At 68.1% G+C, this 21,110-nt stretch carries 20 protein-coding genes; 13 read left to right on the top strand and 7 right to left on the bottom strand.

Annotation, left to right across the window (positions count from 1 at the left end; all coding sequences use genetic code 11):
• Positions 1-28 precede the first annotated feature (28 nt).
• From AB0B01_RS12500 to AB0B01_RS12515, 4 genes are all read left to right on the top strand, one after another.
• Positions 29-388, top strand: coding sequence for a hypothetical protein (locus AB0B01_RS12500; RefSeq protein WP_361716484.1), 360 nt, complete (start codon positions 29-31; stop codon positions 386-388).
• Positions 389-427: 39 nt separating this feature from the next.
• Complete coding sequence (locus tag AB0B01_RS12505) at positions 428-745, top strand: DUF6233 domain-containing protein (RefSeq protein WP_361716487.1); 318 nt, start codon at positions 428-430, stop codon at positions 743-745.
• Between the two features lie 186 nt (positions 746-931).
• Positions 932-1,864 (top strand): hypothetical protein, encoded by a 933-nt coding sequence (locus tag AB0B01_RS12510; RefSeq protein WP_361716490.1) that lies wholly within the window; start codon positions 932-934, stop codon positions 1,862-1,864.
• A 181-nt stretch (positions 1,865-2,045) separates the two neighbouring features.
• On the top strand, positions 2,046-2,246 hold the full coding sequence (locus AB0B01_RS12515; RefSeq protein ID WP_361716493.1) for a hypothetical protein: 201 nt from the start codon (positions 2,046-2,048) through the stop codon (positions 2,244-2,246).
• 486 nt (positions 2,247-2,732) lie between these two features.
• Here AB0B01_RS12515 and AB0B01_RS12520 read toward each other — a convergent pair whose 3' ends face one another.
• The 5 genes from AB0B01_RS12520 to AB0B01_RS12540 all read right to left on the bottom strand — a co-directional run bounded on the left by AB0B01_RS12520 (position 2,733) and on the right by AB0B01_RS12540 (position 8,502).
• On the bottom strand, positions 2,733-2,987 hold the full coding sequence (locus AB0B01_RS12520) for a hypothetical protein (RefSeq protein ID WP_361716495.1): 255 nt from the start codon (positions 2,985-2,987) through the stop codon (positions 2,733-2,735).
• A gap of 361 nt (positions 2,988-3,348) precedes the next feature.
• Complete coding sequence (locus AB0B01_RS12525; RefSeq protein WP_361716497.1) at positions 3,349-4,425, bottom strand: response regulator; 1,077 nt, start codon at positions 4,423-4,425, stop codon at positions 3,349-3,351.
• Entirely contained in the window at positions 4,418-4,678 is a 261-nt protein-coding gene (locus AB0B01_RS12530; protein WP_361716556.1) for a hypothetical protein, read from the bottom strand. Before AB0B01_RS12530 ends, AB0B01_RS12525 begins: the two co-directional genes overlap by 8 nt.
• 351 nt (positions 4,679-5,029) lie before the next feature.
• Positions 5,030-5,830 (bottom strand): excalibur calcium-binding domain-containing protein, encoded by an 801-nt coding sequence (locus AB0B01_RS12535; RefSeq protein WP_361716498.1) that lies wholly within the window; start codon positions 5,828-5,830, stop codon positions 5,030-5,032.
• Positions 5,827-8,502, bottom strand: a complete 2,676-nt coding sequence (locus tag AB0B01_RS12540; protein ID WP_361716500.1) for an ATP/GTP-binding protein — start codon at positions 8,500-8,502, stop codon at positions 5,827-5,829. The genes AB0B01_RS12535 and AB0B01_RS12540 overlap by 4 nt, the downstream gene beginning before the upstream one ends.
• Positions 8,503-9,079: 577 nt before the next feature.
• Between AB0B01_RS12540 and AB0B01_RS12545 the strand changes: the two genes are divergently transcribed.
• Positions 9,080-9,364: a hypothetical protein gene (locus AB0B01_RS12545; protein ID WP_361716503.1), complete on the top strand. Its 285-nt coding sequence runs from the start codon at positions 9,080-9,082 to the stop codon at positions 9,362-9,364.
• Here AB0B01_RS12545 and AB0B01_RS12550 read toward each other — a convergent pair.
• A complete protein-coding gene (locus tag AB0B01_RS12550; RefSeq protein WP_361716506.1) occupies positions 9,328-11,160 on the bottom strand; it encodes a zeta toxin family protein in 1,833 nt (610 codons plus the stop codon). The genes AB0B01_RS12545 and AB0B01_RS12550 overlap by 37 nt on opposite strands.
• 103 nt (positions 11,161-11,263) lie before the next feature.
• Between AB0B01_RS12550 and AB0B01_RS12555 the strand changes: the two genes are divergently transcribed.
• The 5 genes from AB0B01_RS12555 (at position 11,264) to AB0B01_RS12575 (ending at position 18,152) form a co-directional block, all read left to right on the top strand.
• The gene (locus AB0B01_RS12555) at positions 11,264-13,414 is read left to right on the top strand and encodes a helix-turn-helix domain-containing protein (RefSeq protein ID WP_361716509.1); all 2,151 of its coding nucleotides are present in this window, start codon (positions 11,264-11,266) and stop codon (positions 13,412-13,414) included.
• Positions 13,415-13,420: 6 nt separating this feature from the next.
• Positions 13,421-13,975: an XRE family transcriptional regulator gene (locus AB0B01_RS12560; RefSeq protein ID WP_361716512.1), complete on the top strand. Its 555-nt coding sequence runs from the start codon at positions 13,421-13,423 to the stop codon at positions 13,973-13,975.
• A 181-nt stretch (positions 13,976-14,156) separates the two neighbouring features.
• On the top strand, positions 14,157-14,903 hold the full coding sequence (locus AB0B01_RS12565; RefSeq protein WP_361716515.1) for a phage Gp37/Gp68 family protein: 747 nt from the start codon (positions 14,157-14,159) through the stop codon (positions 14,901-14,903).
• Between the two features lie 90 nt (positions 14,904-14,993).
• Positions 14,994-16,208 carry a three-Cys-motif partner protein TcmP gene (gene tcmP / locus AB0B01_RS12570; RefSeq protein WP_361716518.1) on the top strand — a complete coding sequence of 405 codons (1,215 nt, stop codon included), beginning with the start codon at positions 14,994-14,996 and terminating at the stop codon, positions 16,206-16,208.
• Positions 16,209-16,568: 360 nt separating this feature from the next.
• Positions 16,569-18,152, top strand: coding sequence for a hypothetical protein (locus AB0B01_RS12575; protein ID WP_361716521.1), 1,584 nt, complete (start codon positions 16,569-16,571; stop codon positions 18,150-18,152).
• Between the two features lie 274 nt (positions 18,153-18,426).
• Here AB0B01_RS12575 and AB0B01_RS12580 read toward each other — a convergent pair whose 3' ends face one another.
• Positions 18,427-18,822, bottom strand: coding sequence for an STAS domain-containing protein (locus AB0B01_RS12580; protein ID WP_361716524.1), 396 nt, complete (start codon positions 18,820-18,822; stop codon positions 18,427-18,429).
• A gap of 176 nt (positions 18,823-18,998) precedes the next feature.
• Here AB0B01_RS12580 and AB0B01_RS12585 point away from each other — a divergent pair, with 176 nt between their 5' ends.
• The 3 genes from AB0B01_RS12585 (at position 18,999) to AB0B01_RS12595 (ending at position 20,793) form a co-directional block, all read left to right on the top strand.
• On the top strand, positions 18,999-19,589 hold the full coding sequence (locus tag AB0B01_RS12585; RefSeq protein WP_361716527.1) for a helix-turn-helix transcriptional regulator: 591 nt from the start codon (positions 18,999-19,001) through the stop codon (positions 19,587-19,589).
• Positions 19,590-19,690: 101 nt separating this feature from the next.
• Positions 19,691-20,473: a hypothetical protein gene (locus AB0B01_RS12590; RefSeq protein ID WP_361716530.1), complete on the top strand. Its 783-nt coding sequence runs from the start codon at positions 19,691-19,693 to the stop codon at positions 20,471-20,473.
• A complete protein-coding gene (locus AB0B01_RS12595; RefSeq protein ID WP_361716533.1) occupies positions 20,470-20,793 on the top strand; it encodes a hypothetical protein in 324 nt (107 codons plus the stop codon). The genes AB0B01_RS12590 and AB0B01_RS12595 overlap by 4 nt, the downstream gene beginning before the upstream one ends.
• The last annotated feature ends 317 nt before the right edge of the window (positions 20,794-21,110 follow it).

The raw sequence follows: 21,110 nt of genomic DNA on the forward strand, positions 1-21,110 counted from the left end.
CATATTCGAACAGACTTACGATTCAAGGGTGAACGACGAGACCGCCTTCCCCCACGACCTTCTCCAGCTCCAGGAACGCCTCCACCGCGCCCATGCCGAGCACCGCGCCTACCTGGCCGCACTGCCCTGGAGCGTGGAACCCATGAAGGGGTGGGCGCGTGGCGAGCGGTACTCCCATCGCGGGGACGTGCCCGACAGCCCCGGCTGGAGCGACGAGCAGAAGGAGACGGTCGACCGGATGTGGGCGGAGATCCGACAGCTGTCCATCGACGTCGTCGACCACCCCCACTGGAAGAGCGTCCCCACCGACATCCTGGTGAAGAGCCGCATGCAGCTGAAGCGGCAGGCCCGCCCAGCCGAAGCCCCTGAAGCAGCCGAGGCGGCGTAGCCGCCATGCCGGAACCTCTCCTGCCCCTGCCGCCAGCCCTTGACCAGCTCCTGGTCATACGCCGCTGGGCTGGAGCTCACCCTTGCCCGCGTCGACGAGAAGATCGGCGTCGTCCGGGCCGCCGACGAGGAACGGACTCGCCGCCGACCGCCGCCGGAGCCACCCCGTTGGTGGATCGAGTACGGCATCGGTGCCACGCGCCGCCCCGAACGCGTCCACACCGGAGCCTGCCAGGTCACCAGCCGGGGCCGGGCGGCCACTCGCGAGTCGGTCCTGGAGGTGCTGCGGACCGTGCCGTCGGTCATCGCGTGCCCTCTGTGCCGCCCCGACAGCGAATTGGGCCTGCTCGAAAGTTGACCCGGTGCCAACAGCAGATACCCGATGGGAGTCCCGGCCGATCGGTGACTACATAGGGTTCGTCCAAGAAGCACTGACAGGCGGAGGGGTGGGCAGACCATGGACGGTCACAAGGTTGCCGACAATCAGGCAGAGATCGACTTCTGGGTCCGCCTTCGCGACGGAGCCGAGCCTCACAACCACCGCATGCCGATATGGCGACCTGCGGAGACACCGGGCGCCGACCTGAAGTTCCCGCCCGTCGACAACGGCCTGGACTACCTCGTCAGCGTCGTGGATTTCCTGGCACCGGATGAGGAACGCCAGGCGCCGAGTGCACGCGCCCTGAAGTACGCGGTCCTGCACCTTCAGGCCGCAGCCGAAGTCCTTCTCAAGGCACGCCTGGAAGCAGCGCACTGGACTCTGGTGGCCGAGGACATCACCCGCCGGAAGGTCACGAGGGCCAAGTTCGAGCAAGGGGACTTCAACAGCATCGCCCCCGACGAGGCCGTACGGCGACTTCGCGACATCGTGGGCGTCGAGATCCCCACCGAAGCCGCCACCAACCTTGACGCGCTCCACAAGAAGCGCAACGCGCTCCAGCACTACGGGCTGAACGCCACCCAGGAAGACATCGAGCCCGTCGCCGCCAAGGTGCTGGACTTCCTCATCGCCTTCCTGGACGAGGCCCTGCTCCCCGTTCTCGACCCCGCAGTGCGCGCCCGGGCCGAGAACGACATGACCTACGTACGCCGCGGCCTTCACCTCATCCAGAGTTTCGTAGCCGCCCGCTTGGAACGCCTCGCCCCCGAGCTCGCCGGGGTCGAAGACCGCACCGTGCAGTGCACTCGCTGCTTCCAGGACACGCTCGTCGCCGGCGACGGGGAGGCTCCCGAAACCGCTCGTTGCCGTTTCTGCCATGTGGCCTTCGCACCGGAGGTCATCGCCGCCGAGTACGTCGGCGTCCACAACGCCGGCATGTTCGCGAGCGGCGCGACCGAGGTCTGCACCAAGTGCGGCGGCACCGAAGCCGTCGTCCGCCACGTTATCCGCGTCTGCGACCTGCGCCCCGACGGGGCGTACGGCATTCACGACAGCGTCACCTTCTGCTTCGCCTGCGCCGCCCCTGCCGGCAAGTAGCAGTGGGCGGGGGTACGTACTCGTACCCGCAGGCCGCCCGACTTGGCCTCCAGGCCGGCTCGGCGGTGCACCGAGTGACCTCTGACCGCGAAGTTGGGACGTTCGCCATCGGAGTTGGGACAACGTCATTTCCTGACAGCGAACACAGCTAGAGCTTGCAACGACAACGAGGAGAACTCGAATGGCTCGCACCATCTACACGACTGGCGGGCTCACGGACGAGCAGATCGACGGCCTGTACGCGCTCGCGGAGGAGTTTGGAGTCGGGATCTGCCTCTGGGGTAACACGCCAGGGCCCAATCGCGAGTCCTTCACCTGGGCGGTTACGGGCGGCTTCCTCCAGGTGCGCCGGTTCATGCCGAACTTGAAGGCGTTGAAATGACAGTGCCGCTCCCGCTGGCACAGGTCACGAGCACCATGCCGCGGAGGGCCGGACGTGGTGCAACGCGGGTGCAACGCCCCGGTGCATCAGTCCCCGTGTTGCGGCCTTGACCTGCGACAAGAGCTTCTCGCGTAGCTACGCGCAGTCGTGTTGCAACGCACCTGAAGCCGCCGGTGCGGCGAGTCACCGGTGCACGCTGATCAGGCTCTGCCGTCCCTGCAGGAGCTGGCGCCACCGGGTTCGAACGGCGTCCGGGCCGTCCAGCCAGGTGGTGGGGGAGGGGGCGGGCCCAGTTCGAGCCGGTGGTCTCGGGCCAGGGCGAGGCCCTGGCGCAGGCAGCCAACCAGCAGGCGCCGGTCCGGCCCGCTGCTGGTCTGCCACTGCGCGCCGAGCGCGGCCAGCGCGCGGGCGGCGGCGCGCCGCCAGTCGGTGTCGGTCCAGCGATTTCGCGCCTTCGAGCAGACGCCGCCTCGCGGCGCGAGCCAGTCAGCGGGCAGCGGAACGGACGGCCAAGGCACGCCCTGTGACGATGTCCTCAACGATGGGGTCGAGGGCGTTGTGGTCGGTGGTGTAGTGGTCCAGGTGGCGTGTGCGCCGCACGGCGATCCGCCAGGCCTGGCTGGTGGGCAGGAGCCCGTCATACCAGAGGGCTCCGTCGGGCTGGCGCACGCTGAACCGCTCGGCCTGAAGCTCGGCATCCCATCTGCGGCAGGGCGCCGGTGAGTCGCTGGTCTCGGACATCGGGTCCAGCCCAGCTCCCGCAGGCGAGTGAGCAGCATGTTGGCATCGACCACCGCCCCGGCATGGTCGGTATGGGTGACCGTTAGCGACGGAACGTAGATGACGGCCGCTCCGCCGTCTCCAGCGACCACCGCGTAAATCCGCCCTATATTCCAGCGCTGTACGTCAACGATGGCATCACGGGGGCGACGTGTGAGCACGATCGCCCTCGCGGGTGTACTGGCGGGTTCCGAGGGGTCGAGCCGGGAGTATCCGCCCCCGGGCCACGGCTACCCGCATCCATGAATGCGACCCGGATCTCCGCCCCGTCAGTCCCCTCTCGGGTTCCGGAGCGCCGGCTGAGGCTTGGTGCCCTCGCCGCCTACTGGTTGTGCCGCTCCAAGTAGATGGAGGTGAACACGGTGACTTTGGCGCGCAGGGCCCAGGGGTCGAAGGGCTTGCTGATGTAGTCGACGGCGCCGGCCGCGTATCCCCGGGCGGAGTGTTCGGGGTCCACGCCCATCGCGGTCAGGAAGATGATGGGGATGTCTCGGTTCTTGGGGCGACGCTTGATGTGAGCGCAGGTCTCATAGCCGTCCATCTCTGGCATCTGTACATCCATGATGATGACCGCGAAGTCATCGTGGTCCAGGAGCGCCTTGAGTGCTTCTCGACCAGACAGAACGGTGACGAGCTCTTGGTCGAGTGTGGCCAGGACTGCGGTCATCGCGAGTAGATTGTTCGGCTGGTCGTCAACGATGAGGATCTTGGGCATGGCTTGGATTGCTGCGGATGGTGCTGTTGTCGTGACCGTTTCGACGGCATCCAGCTGACGTTCAAGCAAGGTGCAGCGGTCTTCTGCGGCCACGCGCTGGGCTTGTGCCTCCCTGAGGTCGGCTCCGAGCCGCTCGACTTCCCTTTGCAGTGCGTTGCGCTCCTGGAGTAGGCCGGGGATGTCTGGGTGTGCCGCCGCGAGGGCGTCCGCCCGCCTCTGCTCAGCGATGCGGTCGGCCTCAAGCTGGTTGAGCCGCGTCTCCAGGTCAGCGATGCGTTCCGCTCGATCCAGCAGCGCATCGCCCAGTACGTCGCCACGGACGCTGGACCGTCGGGAGATTCGGTCGGCGGCGGCGAGCTGTTCCTCGAGGATCTCCACGGCGTGCTTAGGGGAGGAGGACGCGTCCACCGCCGATCCGTACAAGCCCCGTACGAACTCGATGGCCTCGGTGGTAACCGCGGTTCCACGATGCTCGGCGACATCTGTGAAGAGGTCACTGATCACCTGCCACGGAGGTAACCGGGTGCCATTCAGGTAGCGCGAGAACGTGCCCGGGTCACGCTGACGCCGCGCAGCGTAACGACGGACGGATACCTGCAGGCCCTCGAACAACTCGCGCAGCGCCTCGGCCAAGGCCCGGGAAGCATCGTTGAGGTCGTTTCCTAGAGGCCGCAACTCACCCATTGTTCTCCTCCACAGCCTTGCTTCCGGTGCCTGCCGGGGCAGACGGCTCAAGAGCGCTGACCTCGGTGTCGATGAGGCGGTTGAAGAAAGGCACCCCTAGGCCGACAGCGGCGAAGCCCGCGAGCAGGCTGCGCGCGGCGCCCTCCCCGGTGACAGCAGTTAGCCCACCAGCGGCCGCGCCGGTGAGTAGAGCCAGCAGGAACACCAGGGCCGACCTCAACGACAGGAGCGGACGATCCATCGAATTCACCATTTCATCCAACCCGTCGAGGGTTGACGGGAGTTAGTGGCCACCCGGCGGGACTCCGGGAGGAGAACCAGAATGGATGACCCCACGGATGTTGCGGTACGTGATCGGAGACAACCGCTCCGGCTGCGCCAGCCGGAGCGCTTGTTGCCAGAGGAATCGTGCTGGTCAAGAGCCGAGCGCTGCTGGTCGTTGCCAGAGTGTTGCTCTGCAACACTGTTCGGTCTTCAGCAACACTGCGCGGGCCTTTCAGCTCGGCTGAGCCCTCCCACTGCCACCACGTCTGCGCCACGGCAAGCACTACGGCCTCGAACCAAGCGTTGGTTCGAGGCCGCTGCTGCTGCGGGCAGGCGGCAATCATTCGCAGGCGACGCCGTCTCGGTCAGCGTCGAGGTGGCGTCCGTACCCGTCCTGCCCCTGGTAGATGGGTGCGACGCCGGCTGCACGGGCGGCGGCACAGTTTTCGTATTTGTGTTCCGCGTCGTACCTGGCTCCGAAACTGAGTCCGATTTCAACGGTGAACCGCACTCTGCGTAGCTCGGGCTTGTTGCGGAGCTTGATCGTGTAGTCGACGGTGTCGAACCCTTGAAAGCCGGTGGCCGGTGTGTACAGCCCGGTGCCGTCCTGGATCGTGAGGGTGCCGTGCTGTGGACCGTGCTGGATGGTCAGCTCGACATCGTTTGAACTGAGGCCCTTGTAGTCGTCCAGTTCGTCGACGCGTGTGCTGCGGGTGTCTTCCGCGGACTCGTGCTGCAGCAGCGAAAGCCCGGCCGTCTCCTGCATGTCGGTCCACAGCGTCGTCGTCTTCTTGTCGACCTCATCACCGGCGTGTGACAGGCGCCAGTCGGGCGCCGGCAATCGCGGCGCCGGGACGTCTGCCTGCTCACGTGCGGCTCTTGCCGCCGCCGCGTCGGCCTGCCACCAGGAAGCCACGCTCGACAGACCCCACCACGCGCCACCGACGATGAGACCGACCACCGCGAGGGCGCCTACGCCGGTCACGCAGGATGCCCGGGCCTCATCCCTCTGACGCTTTCGCTTCTGTGCCACCCACTCAGCCTGCTCGCGCTTCCGCTCCTCTAGATGAGCCTTGCGCCGGGCCTCCATGCCCTCCTCGAAACGACGGCGGAACTCCTGAGCCGCGTCCTGGTTACTCATTCGCTGTGCCCTATCCGGGCGCGGCGGCTCTCTACAAGGTGGTGCCAGCGAGCGCGAACGGCGTCCGGGCCGTCGAGCCAGACAGTGGGCGAGCGATCCGGCAGGGGAAGGCCGGCCATGAAGTGGGCAAGGTCGCTGGAGTAGGCGTAGTCGCCGGTCTGTGCGAGTTCGCGCATCCGGTCGATGACTGCGCGGACCTTGTCATGGTCGCCTTGGACAGCGTGGTGGAAGGCGAGGGCGAGTTCGAGGGCGACTTCGGCGGCGGTGATCCCGGTGCCACGGATCTCGGCGCGCAGGGCGCGGGCAGCTTCGAGGTCAGGGATGGCACCTGCGTCGCGGACGAGCGCGGCGATCCGCACCGTAAGGCCGGTGGCCCGGAGATCAAGGCCGCTAAGGAGCTGTTCGGCGAGGTGCAGTTCGTCGTCGGCGTCATCGGGATCGGTGAAGGCGAGTACGAAAGCGCGCTGGGCCTGGCTGGTGGCCCGTTCGCCCGCAACGCCGTGCTGCTCGGCCTGGTCACGTGCGACGGCGTAGGCGGCGGCTGCGCGGGTCATGTCGCCGTGCGGCCAAAGGATGTCGCCCTCGATGCGGTGCTGGCGGCCGTCCCAGCCGAGGGTCTGTGCCACGTCGTGCGCGGTGGGGAAGTCGCCGGCGACGCGGGCGAGGTGAGCCAGGCCGCGCCGAGCTGCGGGAGCCAGGCGGCCTTGGCCGTTTGCGACGAGCTGCATCCCGGCACGGGAGCCGGCGGAGTCGCCGAGGTCGCGCTGAGCCTTGGCGAGGTAGTAGACGGCCATTTCGTGCAGGTCGGTGGGCAGCAGGCGGGTGCGCGTGACGGCGGCGAGGCGGGAGGCGGTGATTGAGCGGTGCTCGTGCTGGCGGCGGGCGAGGGTGGCCAGGAGCTCGACAAGGGCGTCGGCCGCCGTCGTCATGTCGCCGTCGCCTTCGTTGCGCACGGGTGGGGCGAGCGGCTCCCACACCGAGTCGCTGACGTACGCCCAGGCGGCTTCGGCGAGCCAGCCCAGGTCGAGGCGGAAGTCGCGGGCCAGGGCGAGGCCTTGGCGCAGGCAGCTGACGAGCAGCATCCGGTCCCGGCCGGTGTGCGCGCTCCACTGGTCGCCCAGGGCGGTCAGCGCACGCTGGGCTGCCTGCTCCCAGTCGCGCGCCGACCAGCGGTCGTCGGCCTGGTCGTCGGCGCCGCGGACGGTGGAGCGGATCAGCCCGTGCAGGTGGTACGGCCAGAGCCCGAAGAGGTTCTCGCGGACGAAGGGCCGCTCGATCAGCCGCAGGGCCGGCGCTTCGTGGGGCAGTCCGGCGGCCGCGGTGGCCAGGGTCAGGTCGAAGGCGTCCAGCAGGGCCACGGAGCGCAGGACGTGTCGCTCGTCTGCGGTGAGGTCGGACAGGGTGCGGGCGATCAGCGCCGGGAAGTCGTGGTCGAAGTCGGCGGGCTGCGGGGTGCGGCCTGTGCGGCGGATCTCCAGGAAGCGCATCACCGACAGGTCGAGGTAGAGCGGCAGTCCGTGGGAGCGGTCGGTGATGACCTGGCGGATGTCCTCGCTGATGAGGGGTGCTCCGTCGCGGGTGAGCCGGCGGGCGAGGTGGTCGTCGCAGTCCTCGGGGGAGAAGTCGCCGACGAGGACCTGCCGCCCGCGGCTTTGGGACGGCCGCGCTGTGCGGGCGGCCGGGACGGCTGCGGGCAGGGCCAGGCCCGGCCACGCGGTGGGCCCGGTGTAGTCGAGCTGTCCTTGGAGGGCGGCATCGGCCCATTGCAGGCGGGAGCGGCCGGTGACGACGAAGAAGCAATTCGGCATCAGCCACACCACCCGCTGGATCAGGCGCTCCAGGTCGCGGTGCGTACGGTCGCCGACGTCCTCGAAGGTGTCCAGCAAGATCACCGGCACGACGCGCTTGTCCGCCGGCAGTTGGGCGAGCTCCCAGGCCAGCAGGTGCGGGTAGAAGGACAGCGTCTCCAGGTCCGGTTCGGCCTCCAGCAGGTCCGCCAGCCGGGCGCACCCGGCGAGCGCCCGCACGGTCTGCCGCCGCTCGCGCAGTGCGCGGGTGAGGGAGCCGACCAGCGCACCGGCCGCCGTGCCGATCGTGCCCGGTAGGAGGAGCGCCTGGGCGACGTCTGAGAGAGCGGACTGCATCTGCTGCGGCATCGCCTTGCCGAACCGGCCCGCGAGGCCGCCGCGCCGCAGGTACTCCTCCAGGCTTTCGCCGGGGTGCTGGGTCTCCCAGTAGCGGCGCAGGGTGATGTCGAAGGCGGGCAGAGGACGGCCCAGTTCGGTCAGCGCGGCCCGGATCGTGAGGACGACGTCCTCGAAGGACGTGCCGGCGGAGCGTGCAAGGTCAATGCGCATCGGCAGGATCCGCTCCCCGGCCCAGGTGGGCTCGCCCCATTGGACGGGGCGTTGGTCGGCGCCGACGAGTACGGCCTCCAGCTTGCGGGACAGGGTCGTCTTGCCGATCCCGCCGACCCCGTGGAAAACGAGGACGTTGTTCCGCGGCCCCTCCAGGTCCTCGACGTCGAAGCCAGGATCCGCAACGTGGCGCAGGTGCTCGTCCAGCGCGGCCGCGACCAGCTCCCACTGCGCCTGCCGGTTCGTGAATGCCTCCACGGCCTCCAAGCCCCGGTCGTTCGTGCTGAACAGTGCTCGCAGATCCCTGCCTGCCACAACATCCCCCGACCTCGTTGATCAATAAGCCCAACCTATGCGGACTGGCTGGCCTTGGAGGAAGGATCTCCCGGATCCGGCCGGTCCGGCGAGTGGCCCGGTACGGCGGTCGGACGACACTCCACCGCGTTGAACTGCCATAACGGGGGAATTGGAAGGCGAACCGCTTGTCCGACGTGTGGAGTGTGAGGGCCGACCCCGCCGCGCCCCCTGTGTAAGGAGATCTCCGTGAGTGCCGCCCCAGCGCTGATACCGGGTTCCGTATTCGATGCCGCCTTGGACGCCGCGTACGAGACACACCGCCAGTTCCGGCATGGTGCCTTCGCCGAAGCATGTCCGACCTGCCACGTTCCCGCCGGCGAGCTCTGCCTGGCCCGGCGCAGTGTGCACGCTGCGCGTCGCCAAGCCCATCGTGCCCGCTCAGAGCGCACCCGGTTTCCGCTGCTGGCAGCTCTGGTCCGTTGAATGCGCTCGCCGTTGAACCCAGACGTGGGCCCTGAGTCACCCGTTGGTCGTATGCCGCACTGGTTCGGCGCGAGGAGAATGACACCTTCCCCATCAAGATCAACAAGGAAGGGTGGTCCTCTTGTCCGACCCCGATATCCCCGACTTCTCGGAGCTGTACGGCGGCGATGAGCAGGATGCTGCAGACGCCGTCCGGGACGTGGTGACCTGGTACAGCACCCAGATCGCTGCCGAACGCCGGGCCCCGGTACCCGACGAGCAGCGGATCGAGGAGCTGAAGGCTGGCCGTCAGGCCGCGCTCGCCGACCAGGCGCAGCTGGCGACCGCCGACCCGGAGGAGGCCGAGCGGATCGCCGCTGTCTACGCGGCCCGGCTGAAGGAGCTCAAGGAGTCGTAGCCCGAAAGCGGGCGCCGTACGGGCAGCGGCCAGACGGACGGGTGGGGCCGGCCGATACGGGCCGGCTGGACCCGCGCGGGCATCAGCGGTCGGGCGAGCGCGGCAATCTCGTCCAGTTCCCGCCGGTGCTGGGGAAGTGCCCGGCGCAGCGCTTGGTGGAGGAGCAGGAACGCGGCGGCTTCCTGTTCGGTGTACGGCCGCATCCGTTCCGCGGCCAGCACCCAGCCCGCCTGCCGGCCCCCGGCGTGCTCCTGCCGCAGCAGGGCCTGGCCGTCGCGCCGGATCACGGTCACAGCTGTGATCGCCGGATGCCGCTGTGCGGCATCGACGACGTCGGCCAGCGCACGGAAGCACACGTCATGGCCCGCTCGTGACGTGAAGCGCGGGTAGCCGCCCCGCTGCAGGGAGCGGGCGTACCGAAGTGCCGTGGACAGCAGGCTGTCCGCCTCTCGCACGGCCAGGACCACGAGCTCGACCGGATAGCCAACGGAGCCGAACGGCAGCGCGCTGGCGAGGAGCTCTTCCACGCTGCCCGGCGCGCCCTCGATCAGCACGTCTCCGCGATGCCGGCGCACATACGCTTCGGCCTCGGCGAACCAGGCGCGGTAGTCCGCCCGGATCGCGGCCCCGGCATTGCGTGGGTCCTCCTCCAGCAGGCGCAGGTAGTCCGGGTGCTGTGCTTTGAAGTCGTCGCCGACCAGGTGCGTCGTCCCCGGCCGCATGGCACGCTTGACCATCCGGGTCGCCAGCAGCTTCCCCGCGCCTGGCTGGCCCAGTACGTAGACCGCGCGCGGATCGTCCCGGGGGATGATGCCGCTGAGGTACGACGGCGCGATCAGCTCGTCGAAGATCCACTTGTGTTCCTCGGCCGAGAGCCGGTGGTAGTCCACGCCCGGTGCCCGCCGTCGCGGCTGGGCGATACGTCGCACGGGCTCCGCAAGTGCGGCGACGCGCTCGGCGTCCCGCTGGACGGCCAGGCGCCGGTCCTCGCAGTGCAGGTCGCGGTGGAGTCTCTGATCGGTCCGCGCGAGGTCTCGGCGGAAGACGGCGGTCTCCTGCGCGGTCCAGGGCCGGGAGCGCTCGTATGCCACTGCCCGCTCGGCCGCTGGCCGACGCCGCCAGCTGCCGTCGACGAGCTCGTTGTCGTACAGCACGGTGCCGTCGCGCCGTACGACGGTGACGCGGTCGGCGAGCCGCTCGGCCTCGATCACCGTCAGCGTCGCCAGCAGCTGTCCGGTGCAGGTGTCGTGGTTCTCCCACGACACGTACCGGCCTCCGCCCTCGATCGCCTCGGACAGGAACCGGTCCAGAATTCCCAGCTGGCTCCGTGCCTCCGCCGTCGCGAGCGCGACCACCTCGATGCGGTGAGCGGCCTGCCGGTATGCGGCCGCGGACGTCCGGAACTCCTCGATGTCGGCGAGGGCGGATTCGACCACCGCGTCGAACCTGTGCACGCGGACGTGTTCTTCGACCGCAGCCTGCCAGCGGCGGGTGTCTGGCCGGACCTTCACCCCGGCGGTGCGGACGTCGGCGGCCAGGAGCTCGGCGTACTGGTGGTGCGCCGTCTTGTAGAGGTCGCTGCAGATCCGTACTGCTCCGCCCCGCCGGTCTAGTGCGGCCTGAATGAGATCGGCGATCTGAGTCTTCCCCGCGCCGGGCTGGCCAGCAACGACAACGACGACCGGCCTGCCCTGCGGAACGGCCCCAGAGGTCCACTGCGGCAGCAGGGCGCCGGTCAGTATGTGACCGATCTCCGTCTCGGCCAGCCCCCTCGGAACCGCGTGCTGCTCGGCCACCTCGCCCCTTCCTCAGTTAGGTTAAAACCGAGGTTAAATCCAAAGCTAATCATACGGCAAATCGAAGGCTAAAGAATGGTAGGATGGGGGTGGAGGTACACGTATGCCCACCGAAGAAGAGCTGTTCAACGCCGTGGACGCGCTGCTTGCGGGCGAGCCTGAGATGCCGCCGCCGGCGGAGCGAGCCCGTCTGCGTGAAGCGGCCGGGATCACCCAGGCCCGACTCGCGCAGGCCCTGCAGACCACCACACAGTCCGTCAAGAACTGGGAGGCGGGCCGCAGCGAACCGCGGCCACCCCGCCGCCAGGCTTACCTGCGCCTGCTGGACGGCTGGAGCGCCCAATTCGGCACTGCGCCCCAGGCCGCCGCACCGGCGACGCCCGAAACGTTCACCGGCACCCCTGCCGGTTCCTCGCCTCCGGAGCCAGCCCCGCGCACCAAGCCCCCGGCGCCCTCGGCCACTGAGCGCCCGGCCTCGTCTTCGCGGCGCCCGGCCGCGAAGAAGGCTGCCAAAAATCTCGCCACTCCTGCACCGGCCGCTGCCGACCCGCGCTATGAGAACGGTCCCCTCGCCGTCCTCGACGTCGACGGCGACCAGGTCGTGGCGTACTGCGTCGGCGGCCTGGTCCTCGACGTCCCCGCCAAGTCCCTGCCGTCGCTGGTGGACTGGACCCTCACCCACTCCAAGCTCGGCGCGCCCCGCCTGCACCCGCTCGGCAAGGACAGTGATCCGCTGATCGTCCTGACTGCGGCGGCCGCCGTCCGGTACGGGCTGCCCGAGAAGCTCAGCAACGAGGAGCGCCGGGCGGGCCGGCTGCCGGAGGGCCACAAGGTCCTCAAGCAGCTGGCGAAGGCCGAATGGCAGCTCACCCAGCGCGGATTCGGCCCCTGGGCGCGGATCTACCGCCCCGCCGAGGGCGGGCAGCGGCGCTGCGTCCAGCTGTGCGTCGTCTCCTGGGACGCGCTCGACGTCCGGGACTGGGGCGACAAGGACAAGGGCCTACTGCCCGCCACGCTCCCACCGGCGGAGCTCGCACGAGTCCTCGGCACGTTCGCGACCCGGGTCCTGACTCCCCGTGGCACGACCGCCGTGACGGGCCTGGAGCTGATGACCGCCCTGCGGCCGCCGTCCCGGCGCGCGCGGGACGAAGAGAGTGGCGAGTGGCGTACCGACGCCGACGGGCAGTTCGTCCGCGAGCGGATCCCCGGCTCACTCCCCGAGCGCATCCTGGACGCGGTGCCGTGCGAGGTCCCCGACGGCCACCCCCTCCTCGCCGACCTGCCCCGGTACTACCAGCGAGGCCCGGCCGAGATGCTGATGGAGGAGACCTACGACTGGGGCCGGCCCCTGACCGACGAGGAATGCCTCAAGAGCCACGTCGTCGGCATCGACGTGAACATGGCCTTCGCCGCCGCCTCCAACGGCACCGTCGTCGGCCTCGGCGCCCCCGTCCACGTGAAGAACCCGGCCTTCGACCCGAAGGTGCCCGGCTCGTGGCTCGTCGACCTCTCCCACGTCGAACTCGACCCCCGCCTGCCCAGCCCGTTCACCCGCACCGGCGAACGGCCCGAGGGCCCGGCCTGGTACGCGACGCCGTCCGTCGCCTACGCCGTCAAGCTCGGCTTCCCGGTCGCGCCGATCGAGGCGTACCTGCGCCCGGACAGCGGCCGCTACCTCGACCCCTGGTACACCCGCCTGAAGGACGCCTACCTGGCCACCATGGCCGACCTCGGTGTCACCCCCGACATGGAAGGCCAGGTGTTCCTCGACGCGATGGCCGCCTCCAAGACGGCGGACCCGGAAATGCTGATGGTGCTGCGGGCGATCAAGGCGACCGCCAAGGGCGGTATCGGCAAGCTCCGCGAGCGCCCGCGCGACACCCCGCTCGGGCAGCCGTGGCCGGCGCTGTCGCGGCCCACCTGGCGCCCCGACATCCGCGCCGCCGTGCTCTCCACCAGCCGGATCATCATGCACCGCAAGATCATGAAGATGGCCGCGCACGGCCTGTACCCGGTAGCCATCAACTCGGACTGCATCGTCTACCCCTCCGACGGCCCCAGCCCGCTCGACTTCCTGCCCGCCACCCCCGGACCCGGCGAGTTCCGGCTCGGCGTCACCCCCGGCCTGGTCAAACACGAGGGCAGCCAGACCACCCTGTGGGCCGAAGCCCAGTACGAACAGGACGGCCCCCACACCAACATCGCCCGCATCATCAAGAGCGGCGGCCACCCCGCCACCGACGACGGGGAGTAGACCGCGATGGGCAAGCTCGGGGACAGCCTCGACCAGGCGGTGGCAAAGGCGTTCACACGCCCCGCCCCCAAGTCGGCACAGGCCCAGATGAAGTACCTCGTCAAACAGCTCAAGGGAACCAAGGCCGCAGCAGAAGCCCTGGGCGTCTCCCAGCGCACCGTGGAGCGGTACATCACCGGCCAGATCAAGCGGCCCCGAAAGGACCTCGCAGCCCGCCTCGAGAGCGAAGTGCGCAAGCGCTGGCAGCCGCAGATCCGTGCCAAGGCGAAGAAGGCCGCCGCAACCACCGGCGGACTGGTCATCGAGACCCGGGCCCGCTTCGGCTACACCGCTGCCGCCGGCACCACGGACGATGGCCGCATGCGCCACCTCACCCAGGCCCTGCCCCCTGCGTACGCGGCGCGTCTCTTCGAAGCCCAGGAGCAGGGCGCCACCGAGGATCAGCTTCTGGCCATCGCCGCCGAGGGGTTCCAGGAGATCTACTTCAAGGACCGCGGCCGCCGCGCCAATGGCCTCCTGGTCGAGTTCACGGACGTCGACCACATCGACGTCCAGCTGTGAATCAGTCGCCCGACCAGCCCTGAACTGCAGGTCGGGCGGTCCTCCGTTCGCTGCTCCACTCCAGAAAGGAACTTCTGCCAAGAACCAGGGGCACAAGGGTGGTTGGATGGCGGATACCACGTTCCGACGACGCTTCATTGACCCGCCGACGTCCGGGGTGCGGCCAGACAGGAGGCAACCGGTGAGTGACCGGAGTTCGATCGAGTGGACCGAGGCGACCTGGAACCCGACGACGGGCTGCGACCGCGTCTCCTCGGGCTGCGACAACTGCTACGCACTGACGCTGGCGAAGCGGTTGAAGGCCATGGGAGCGGCTAAGTACCAGAACGACGGTGATCCGCGGACCTCAGGCCCCGGCTTCGACCTCACGGTTCATCCCGATGCCCTGGACGTTCCCTACGGCTGGAAGAGCCCCCGCACGGTGTTCGTGAACTCCATGTCGGACCTCTTCCACGCCCGGGTGCCGCTGGACTTCGTACGCCGTGTCTTCGAGGTCATGGCGGACACTCCCCAGCACACCTACCAGGTCCTCACCAAGCGGGCCCGCCGACTGCGGCAGGTCGCGGACCGCCTGGAGTGGCCAGCCAACGTGTGGATGGGCGTCTCGGTGGAAACCGCAAAGGAACTCCCGCGAGTCGACGACCTGCGCCATGTGCCGGCCGCGGTCCGGTTCCTCTCCTGTGAGCCCCTGCTTGGCCCGCTCGACGGCTTGAAGCTCGACGGCATCCACTGGGTGATCGCTGGCGGTGAGTCAGGGCCGCGCCACCGGTCGATGGACCCCGCCTGGGCCGCCCAGATCCGCGACCTGTGCGTTGACGAGCACGTCGCGTTCTTCTTCAAGCAGTGGGGCGGCCACACGCCCAAGGCTGGCGGACGAACCCTGGACGGACGGACCTGGGACCAGATGCCGATCCCCGCCGCCGTCTGAGCCGTCCGATCCGGTTTCGGCAATACCGATACACACCGGGTTCACCCACCGCAAACTTGTCCCAGACATTCTGAGATGAGGGGCGGAATCTTGGAAGAACCCGATGAAGCAGTGCTCGACAGCGCCGTACTCGACCTGAGCGGTGAGACCGCCGGCGAACGCGCCACCGACGTCGCCAGCCCGTTCTTCGTCAGCAAGAAGGCCGCGGCCGTCCTGAAGCACGCGATCCTCGACAAGTACGTGGTCCCCTTCGCAAGCAAAGTCGGCAAGTACGCCCCGGACGGACGGGTCGTCTACCTGGACGGCTATGCCGGCCCCGGCCGGTACGACGACGGCACCCCTGGCTCCCCGGCCCTCATCCTTGAGTCCGCTGCCGCCATCTCCGGCTTCCGCAAGCTCGACTGCTACTTCGTCGAAAAGGACCGCAAGAACTACCAGTCCCTGTCAGCGCTTGTCGCAGAAGCCCACGAGCAAGGGCTTTCAGCACACGCTCTGCACGGCCGCGTCGAAAGGCACCTAGACCACGTCCTGGAAGCAGCCCAAGGGTCACCGCTGTTCGCGTTCCTCGACCCCTTCGGTCTTGGCATCACCTTCGAAGCCCTCACCCAGCGGATCTTCGGGAGCCGCCGCGCTGGAGGTCAGCCCACCGAGGTCCTCCTGAACTTCAACGCCAACGCCGTCCGCCGCATCGGTGGCCTGCTCACCAGCGATAAGGACAACCCTAGGAAGCCAGCAACCCTCAAGGCGCTGGACGACGCCTGCGGCGGCGACTGGTGGCAGCAAGAGTTCCTGGATTCCGCGAACAACCCCGAAGCCGTCGACCGCATCACGGACGAGTTCGCCAAGCGGGTCGGCAAAGCTGTGGGCGCGGGCTCCTGGACGGTTGAAGTACGCAACCGTGCCGATCTTCAGGTCGCCTACCACCTGGTCCACTTCAGCCGGCACAAGGACGGCCTCTGGCTCTTCGGCGAAGCAGCCAGCCTCGCCCAGGTGGAGTGGCGCCGAGCCTGTCTCCCTCCGAGCAGCCCCGACATGCTCTTCAACCCGGCTGACGCCTTCGCTGAAGAGGAAGAGGTCCGCCGCCTCGGATGGATTAAGACGATCCGCGCGAACCTGGAGGACCTCCTCCACAGGCACGGCAGCTTTGTCGTGGGTGACCACCAGAGCGAGGTCCTGGCCGGGGTACTCGGCGAAGCCCGGGAGATGCACGTCCGCGCGGCCATCAAGGAGCTCTACAAGGAGGGCAAAACCAGCTGTACCGGAGTCGGCGACGTGCGCAAGCTACGAGTGACCGGAGCGCGCTGAGCTGCGGACATCACCCTCTTACCTACCACGCATCAGGGCCCCGGCCGCCAACGCGGTCTGGGGCCCTGATGCATGCCACACTGCTCAGCCAGCTGCGTCCCGCTCGTCGGCCAGCGGCTTCCGGGTCTGCAGCAACTGCTCGTGCGTCACCGCGCGCACGTCTTCGCCGGGCTAGCTCCCTGTCGAAGTCGACACGGTTCGTCGCCCGGCCTGTGCCGCTTCCCCCTCGGGCGGGCGGCCAGCCTTCCACGCGGGCCTGGAGGCTTTAGTCGACCCTGCGCGGCCATACGGACTAGTCCGAGTGGCACCCCACAGCGTCCTCGGCCATGGTCCATGTGTATACCGCACTGAGGGGATCATATGACCAGGGAAATCAACCCAGAAGATTACATCGGAATGAAGATTGTTTCCCCTGGCGGTCAATACGTCGGAGAGATCGGAAGCGTCTTCGCGTCCGCCGGAGAGGAGCAAAGCGAGAAGCTGATTGCGGCGGTCTCGCCCCATCGGCAGCTCGGAGAAAAGCTGACGCTTTGGCGCACCGTTCCCCTAGAGGGCGCGCACATGCACACAGGGGGAGAACTCACAGTCCCCTATCGGGTAGAGCAGGTGCATACATCTCCGGCGTTCTCTTATACTCCAGAGACTCTAGACGTGAGCGTCTCCAGAAAAATCTTGGCCCACTATGGGAGGGATCCGAGTGAGGCCCCTGACCTAGCAGAGAACGCCTTGATTTCTCCTCCGGGAGCTCTCAAACATGACACCGCGGAAGAGGAGCAATGCATTCCCGGCATCATGGCGTGGCAAGTGTCGACCGAAGAAGCGGGCTGGGCTCAGGCTGCTCAACTCGTCGGGCTTGGCATGCAGCTCAGCGGCCACCACGCTCTACTGAAAGAATGGGAGGCCGACGCCAAAGCACTTCTCTTGCCCCGATTTGACGCACTGGGTGAAACTCGCATCGAGGACGCCGCGGGTAAGGCAATCGCAGAGTTGGGACTCCCCCTTGATATCGATGGATTGAATCCGAGCACTGAAATCAATCCGGAAGAAAGAGCAGCGCACCAACAAGCACTTTGGTGGGAGTGTCAGTTCAATAACTATGGGGCAGCTAGGGGTGCCGCGCTTGTCCTGCTCCTGCTGGGGTTGTCGGCTCCCCACCAGGTGGTGCGGGTGACCTCGGCTTCTGAGCTTCTCCGACTTACCGAAAAAAGGCATGCTCTGGTAGACCTACTCCGGTCTGGCTGTATGAGCGACTCCCAGACAGTGCGCGAGATCTCGGTTAACGCACTGGCCCGCTTCGAGGAAGAGCATGAATCCCTAAGCAAATTCCAGAAGACCGAACACCAGCCGGGGTCAGATGACCCCTCCCATAGCAGTATCACCATCCACGGGACCTGGGCCGCGTTTAATTCATGGTGGCAGCCGAACAGTGATCTTTCGACCCATATCAGAGCTGCATGCAGCCCCGACCTATGGAACGCTCCAAATCCGTTCACCTGGGCAGGCGGCTACAATAATGCTGCCCGCCAACGTGCGGCAAGCAGACTCCGTACATGGACTGCAAACAATCTAATCCGTGAACTGAAATGCGTCTACGCTCACAGCCATGGCGCCAACGTCGCCCTGGAATCCGCTCTTGAAGGCGTACAGATCCGCCTTCTCGTTCTATTGCACCCCGCTATCGTCCGTCGCTCCGTAATCGAAACAGACCGCATCCTCAGAAGAGTAGGCCGAATTCTGGCTTTCTGTACACGCTGGGACATCGTCATCCTCTCAGACAGGGCCATTCGGCTCTTCCCTTCCCTAGACCCTAGAATTGAAGTGGTATACCGCGGGTGGTTCGATCACAGTAGATATACCAGTAAAGACGTATGGGAGAAACTCGGAATCGCCGATAAAGTGGGCGCAGAAATGCAAATGGTGGACCCGAATTTTCCCGTACCTTGAGCTGCCAACAGTCATTCGCTAAACATGCCCGAGAGTCTATTTGTTCCGAAACTCAAAGGGCGTCTACCCGCCCGACTCGCAGGGGGGCGACGGGTCCGCTACGACGGCGTCGCCATCAGGGTCGCCCACCGCCCGTCCGACATCCGCGTCATCCTTGCCCAGGCGGGGCTCGAGAACGCCGAGGACGTGGACCTCACCGATCCCGACTTCGTGGAGTGGCGAGGCGCCGGCCCGAGGAGTGGGAACCGTCCATGTGAGAAACGGACCGGACTCGCTACAGCCATCCGGCCTTGAAATCCGAGAGGTCCCGTGAGCGCTGCGCCCGCTCCTCGATCAGCCGGCGAAAGCCCGCCACCGCGTACCGCTCGCCCGTGGCCGAGCCACGCCCGCGGATGCCCGCGACATCCGCCATGAACTGCTGGGGCTGGGGCTGCCAGCCGACGACCAGAACGCGCAGACCTAGGCTCTCCGCCCGCCGGTGCAGTGCCAGGAGGTGGAGCAGGCCGTCGGCGTCCATGGACATCGCGCCGTGCAGGTCGACCATGAGGTCCCGCTCGTCGGCGGTGACGTCGTCCAGTGCCCGCTGGAGCGCCGCGCCGGCGTCCTCGTCGAGTGCCCCGGTGACGATGACCAGGACCGTGCCGTTGCGCTGGACGTTTGTGGTGATCAATGCGCTCTCCTTCCGCCCGGGGCGCCGGAGCCCTCGGGGCTCCTCATCCTGGCGCGGCGTTCCCCCGGACGGATGCGAGGCTCGCTGACGCTCCCACACCAACCTGGACACTGCGCACCTCCCCCTGAGCGGCGACACATCCCCTATCCACAGGGGCGGTACTGGAGGCTCCAGGGATGATCAACGACCACACCGCAGGGCGAGCCCTGCTACGCGACAAGCTCATCGACGGCCTGCGCCGCGCGGAGCGCACCCTGTTCACCCGTCCCGCGCCGAAATCCGCGCACGCCCGGATGAAATTCCTTCGCACGCACGAGGGCGGCTCCTCCAAGTCCCTGGCGGAGCGCTTGGGCGTCTCCCGCAAGACGGTGGACCGCTACCTCTCCGGAGCCACGAAGAAGCCGCAGAAGCGGCTCCAGGCCGCCCTGGAGCAGGAGACCGAGGCCGAATGGCAACCGCAGGTCAGAGCACAGGCGAGGGCGCGCGCAGCTACCTTGGCAGGGCTTGGCATCTCGATCACCGCCTACTTCGCTCTCGGCCCTGCGGGCACCTCGGACGCGGGTCGGAAACGGGACATCAGCGTCGCCGTCACCCCGTCCCACGCCGCCGCGATCCTCGCCGCCAAGGACAGAGGAGCGACGGAGACAGAGCTGCACGACCTCGTCGCCGAGGCCATAGCGGACGCCTATTTCCGCGTCGGAGGAGGTGGACGCGCGGGCCTGAAGGTGCAAATCGTGGACGTCGAGCGGCTCGATATCGCGTTTTAGACACACGGAATTCCACCCTGCTATAAACCTGGATGGACAGCCCGCCGTCGCATACTCCGACGGCGGGCCCCTTTCCCGTTTCCGTGGTGAAAGCGAGAGCCATGATGACGACCGATGGCTGGCGGCGGCCGCGCCGCGTCCCCGACGCACGCACCCGCGGTCCACGCACGCCGATCGACCCGGCGAAGCTCGGCCGGTCCTCGGTCCGGCGCCGCGCCCGGGGCATGACGCACGGCGAAGCCGTCCAGGCCCTCGCCGACGCCGAGCTCGATGCGCACCTGGACCGCCGGTACGAAGCGGCGGCCGACCACAGCAGCCGCCGCGAGGCCGAGCTCGCCGAGTGGCGGCGCATCGGGCAGCTCCTCGCGGTGACCGGCAGCTCGTACGACCCGGACGATGACGCCGTCGTCCAGGAGGAGCTCGCCGCCGAAGCCGAGGCCGCCAAAGCCCGCGAGGCCGAGCAGCGGGCGGCGGCCCGAGTCGCCGCCCGCGCCGACCAGCTCCAGGCGCTGCGCGAGCGAGGCACCCTCGAGCAAACCGAACCCCGCGAAGGCGACGAAGCCGCCCGCGACGAGCTCACCCGCCGCGCAAGGTCGTACGCGCAACCGGACATCGATGCCTGGCTCGCCCGCGCCCTCGCCGCGCACCGCGGCCACTACGCCGACCCGGCCGCCCGCGAAACCGCCGCCGGCCTGCTGCACCCGCCGGTCCTCGCCCACGCCGCGCTGCTCGCCACCCTCACTCAGCTCGTCCCCGGCACCGACGTCGACCAGCTGCCGTTCGCGGCCCGGCTCGCCGCCGCCGATGCCGATGCCGATGCCGATGCCGTCGACGATCTCGCCGCGTTCCTCACCCGCGCCGTCACTGCGGGGAGCCCGGCATGAACCATGGCCAGGAGCAGGAGATCGTCGCCGTCTGGGAGGAGCACAGCGCCATCGGCCACCACTACGAAGAACTGCGCGCCGACGGGACGGTCGACGCCTGGACGGAGCCTCCATTCGGTGAGACCCGGTACCCCGGCGAGGACGACCCCGACCACAACCCGATCTGCTCCTGCCCCGGGCAATGGCCGCTCGCCTTCTGTCTGGAGTGCGCCGGCTGCGACAACTGCGGGCAGTGCCCGTGCCGCCGCCCCCGCCTGCTGGTGAGAGCCACCCGGAGCGGCAACAACACCCCTCACAGCCCGCCTCACACCCGGCTGTGAGGTCAGGGCAAAGTGCCCCCGTATGCCCTGTTGACCTATGTGGTGTCAGCCTGTTTTCCCAGGTGGCCAGGATCGCGAAGGGTGTTGTGAGCCGGGTGGCCACAGAACATGTTCACGCTCACCCAGCGTCACGCCGGGAGGTGTCACGCCCGCCTGTCACGCTCGCCGGGTGACGGCAGGAAGCACACCGCCGAATGTCCGAATTGGATCTTTTGGGATGCTGGAGCGGGCCCGAACCCCCGCTCCAGGGCTCTTCCGGCGTGACACCCGACGGCGTGACACCCCGCCCGGCAGCCCGCGCCGTCCATCACGTTCCG

Origin of the sequence: Streptomyces sp. NPDC044571 (genome assembly GCF_040647115.1) — a bacterium.
In the GTDB taxonomy this organism is placed as follows: Bacteria; Actinomycetota; Actinomycetes; order Streptomycetales; family Streptomycetaceae; genus Streptomyces.

What these genes read in the sequence shown, in the direction of transcription:
- AB0B01_RS12510 (WP_361716490.1), top strand. Translation starts at nt 932, where the DNA reads ATGCCGATATGGCGACCTGCGGAGACACCGGGCGCCGACCTGAAGTTC.
- AB0B01_RS12515 (WP_361716493.1), top strand. Translation starts at nt 2,046, where the DNA reads ATGGCTCGCACCATCTACACGACTGGCGGGCTCACGGACGAGCAGATC.
- AB0B01_RS12520 (WP_361716495.1), bottom strand. Translation starts at nt 2,987, where the DNA reads ATGTCCGAGACCAGCGACTCACCGGCGCCCTGCCGCAGATGGGATGCC.
- AB0B01_RS12525 (WP_361716497.1), bottom strand. Translation starts at nt 4,425, where the DNA reads ATGGGTGAGTTGCGGCCTCTAGGAAACGACCTCAACGATGCTTCCCGG.
- AB0B01_RS12530 (WP_361716556.1), bottom strand. Translation starts at nt 4,678, where the DNA reads ATGGTGAATTCGATGGATCGTCCGCTCCTGTCGTTGAGGTCGGCCCTG.
- AB0B01_RS12535 (WP_361716498.1), bottom strand. Translation starts at nt 5,830, where the DNA reads ATGAGTAACCAGGACGCGGCTCAGGAGTTCCGCCGTCGTTTCGAGGAG.
- AB0B01_RS12555 (WP_361716509.1), top strand. Translation starts at nt 11,264, where the DNA reads ATGCCCACCGAAGAAGAGCTGTTCAACGCCGTGGACGCGCTGCTTGCG.
- AB0B01_RS12560 (WP_361716512.1), top strand. Translation starts at nt 13,421, where the DNA reads ATGGGCAAGCTCGGGGACAGCCTCGACCAGGCGGTGGCAAAGGCGTTC.
- AB0B01_RS12575 (WP_361716521.1), top strand. Translation starts at nt 16,569, where the DNA reads ATGACCAGGGAAATCAACCCAGAAGATTACATCGGAATGAAGATTGTT.
- AB0B01_RS12585 (WP_361716527.1), top strand. Translation starts at nt 18,999, where the DNA reads ATGATCAACGACCACACCGCAGGGCGAGCCCTGCTACGCGACAAGCTC.
- AB0B01_RS12590 (WP_361716530.1), top strand. Translation starts at nt 19,691, where the DNA reads ATGATGACGACCGATGGCTGGCGGCGGCCGCGCCGCGTCCCCGACGCA.
- AB0B01_RS12595 (WP_361716533.1), top strand. Translation starts at nt 20,470, where the DNA reads ATGAACCATGGCCAGGAGCAGGAGATCGTCGCCGTCTGGGAGGAGCAC.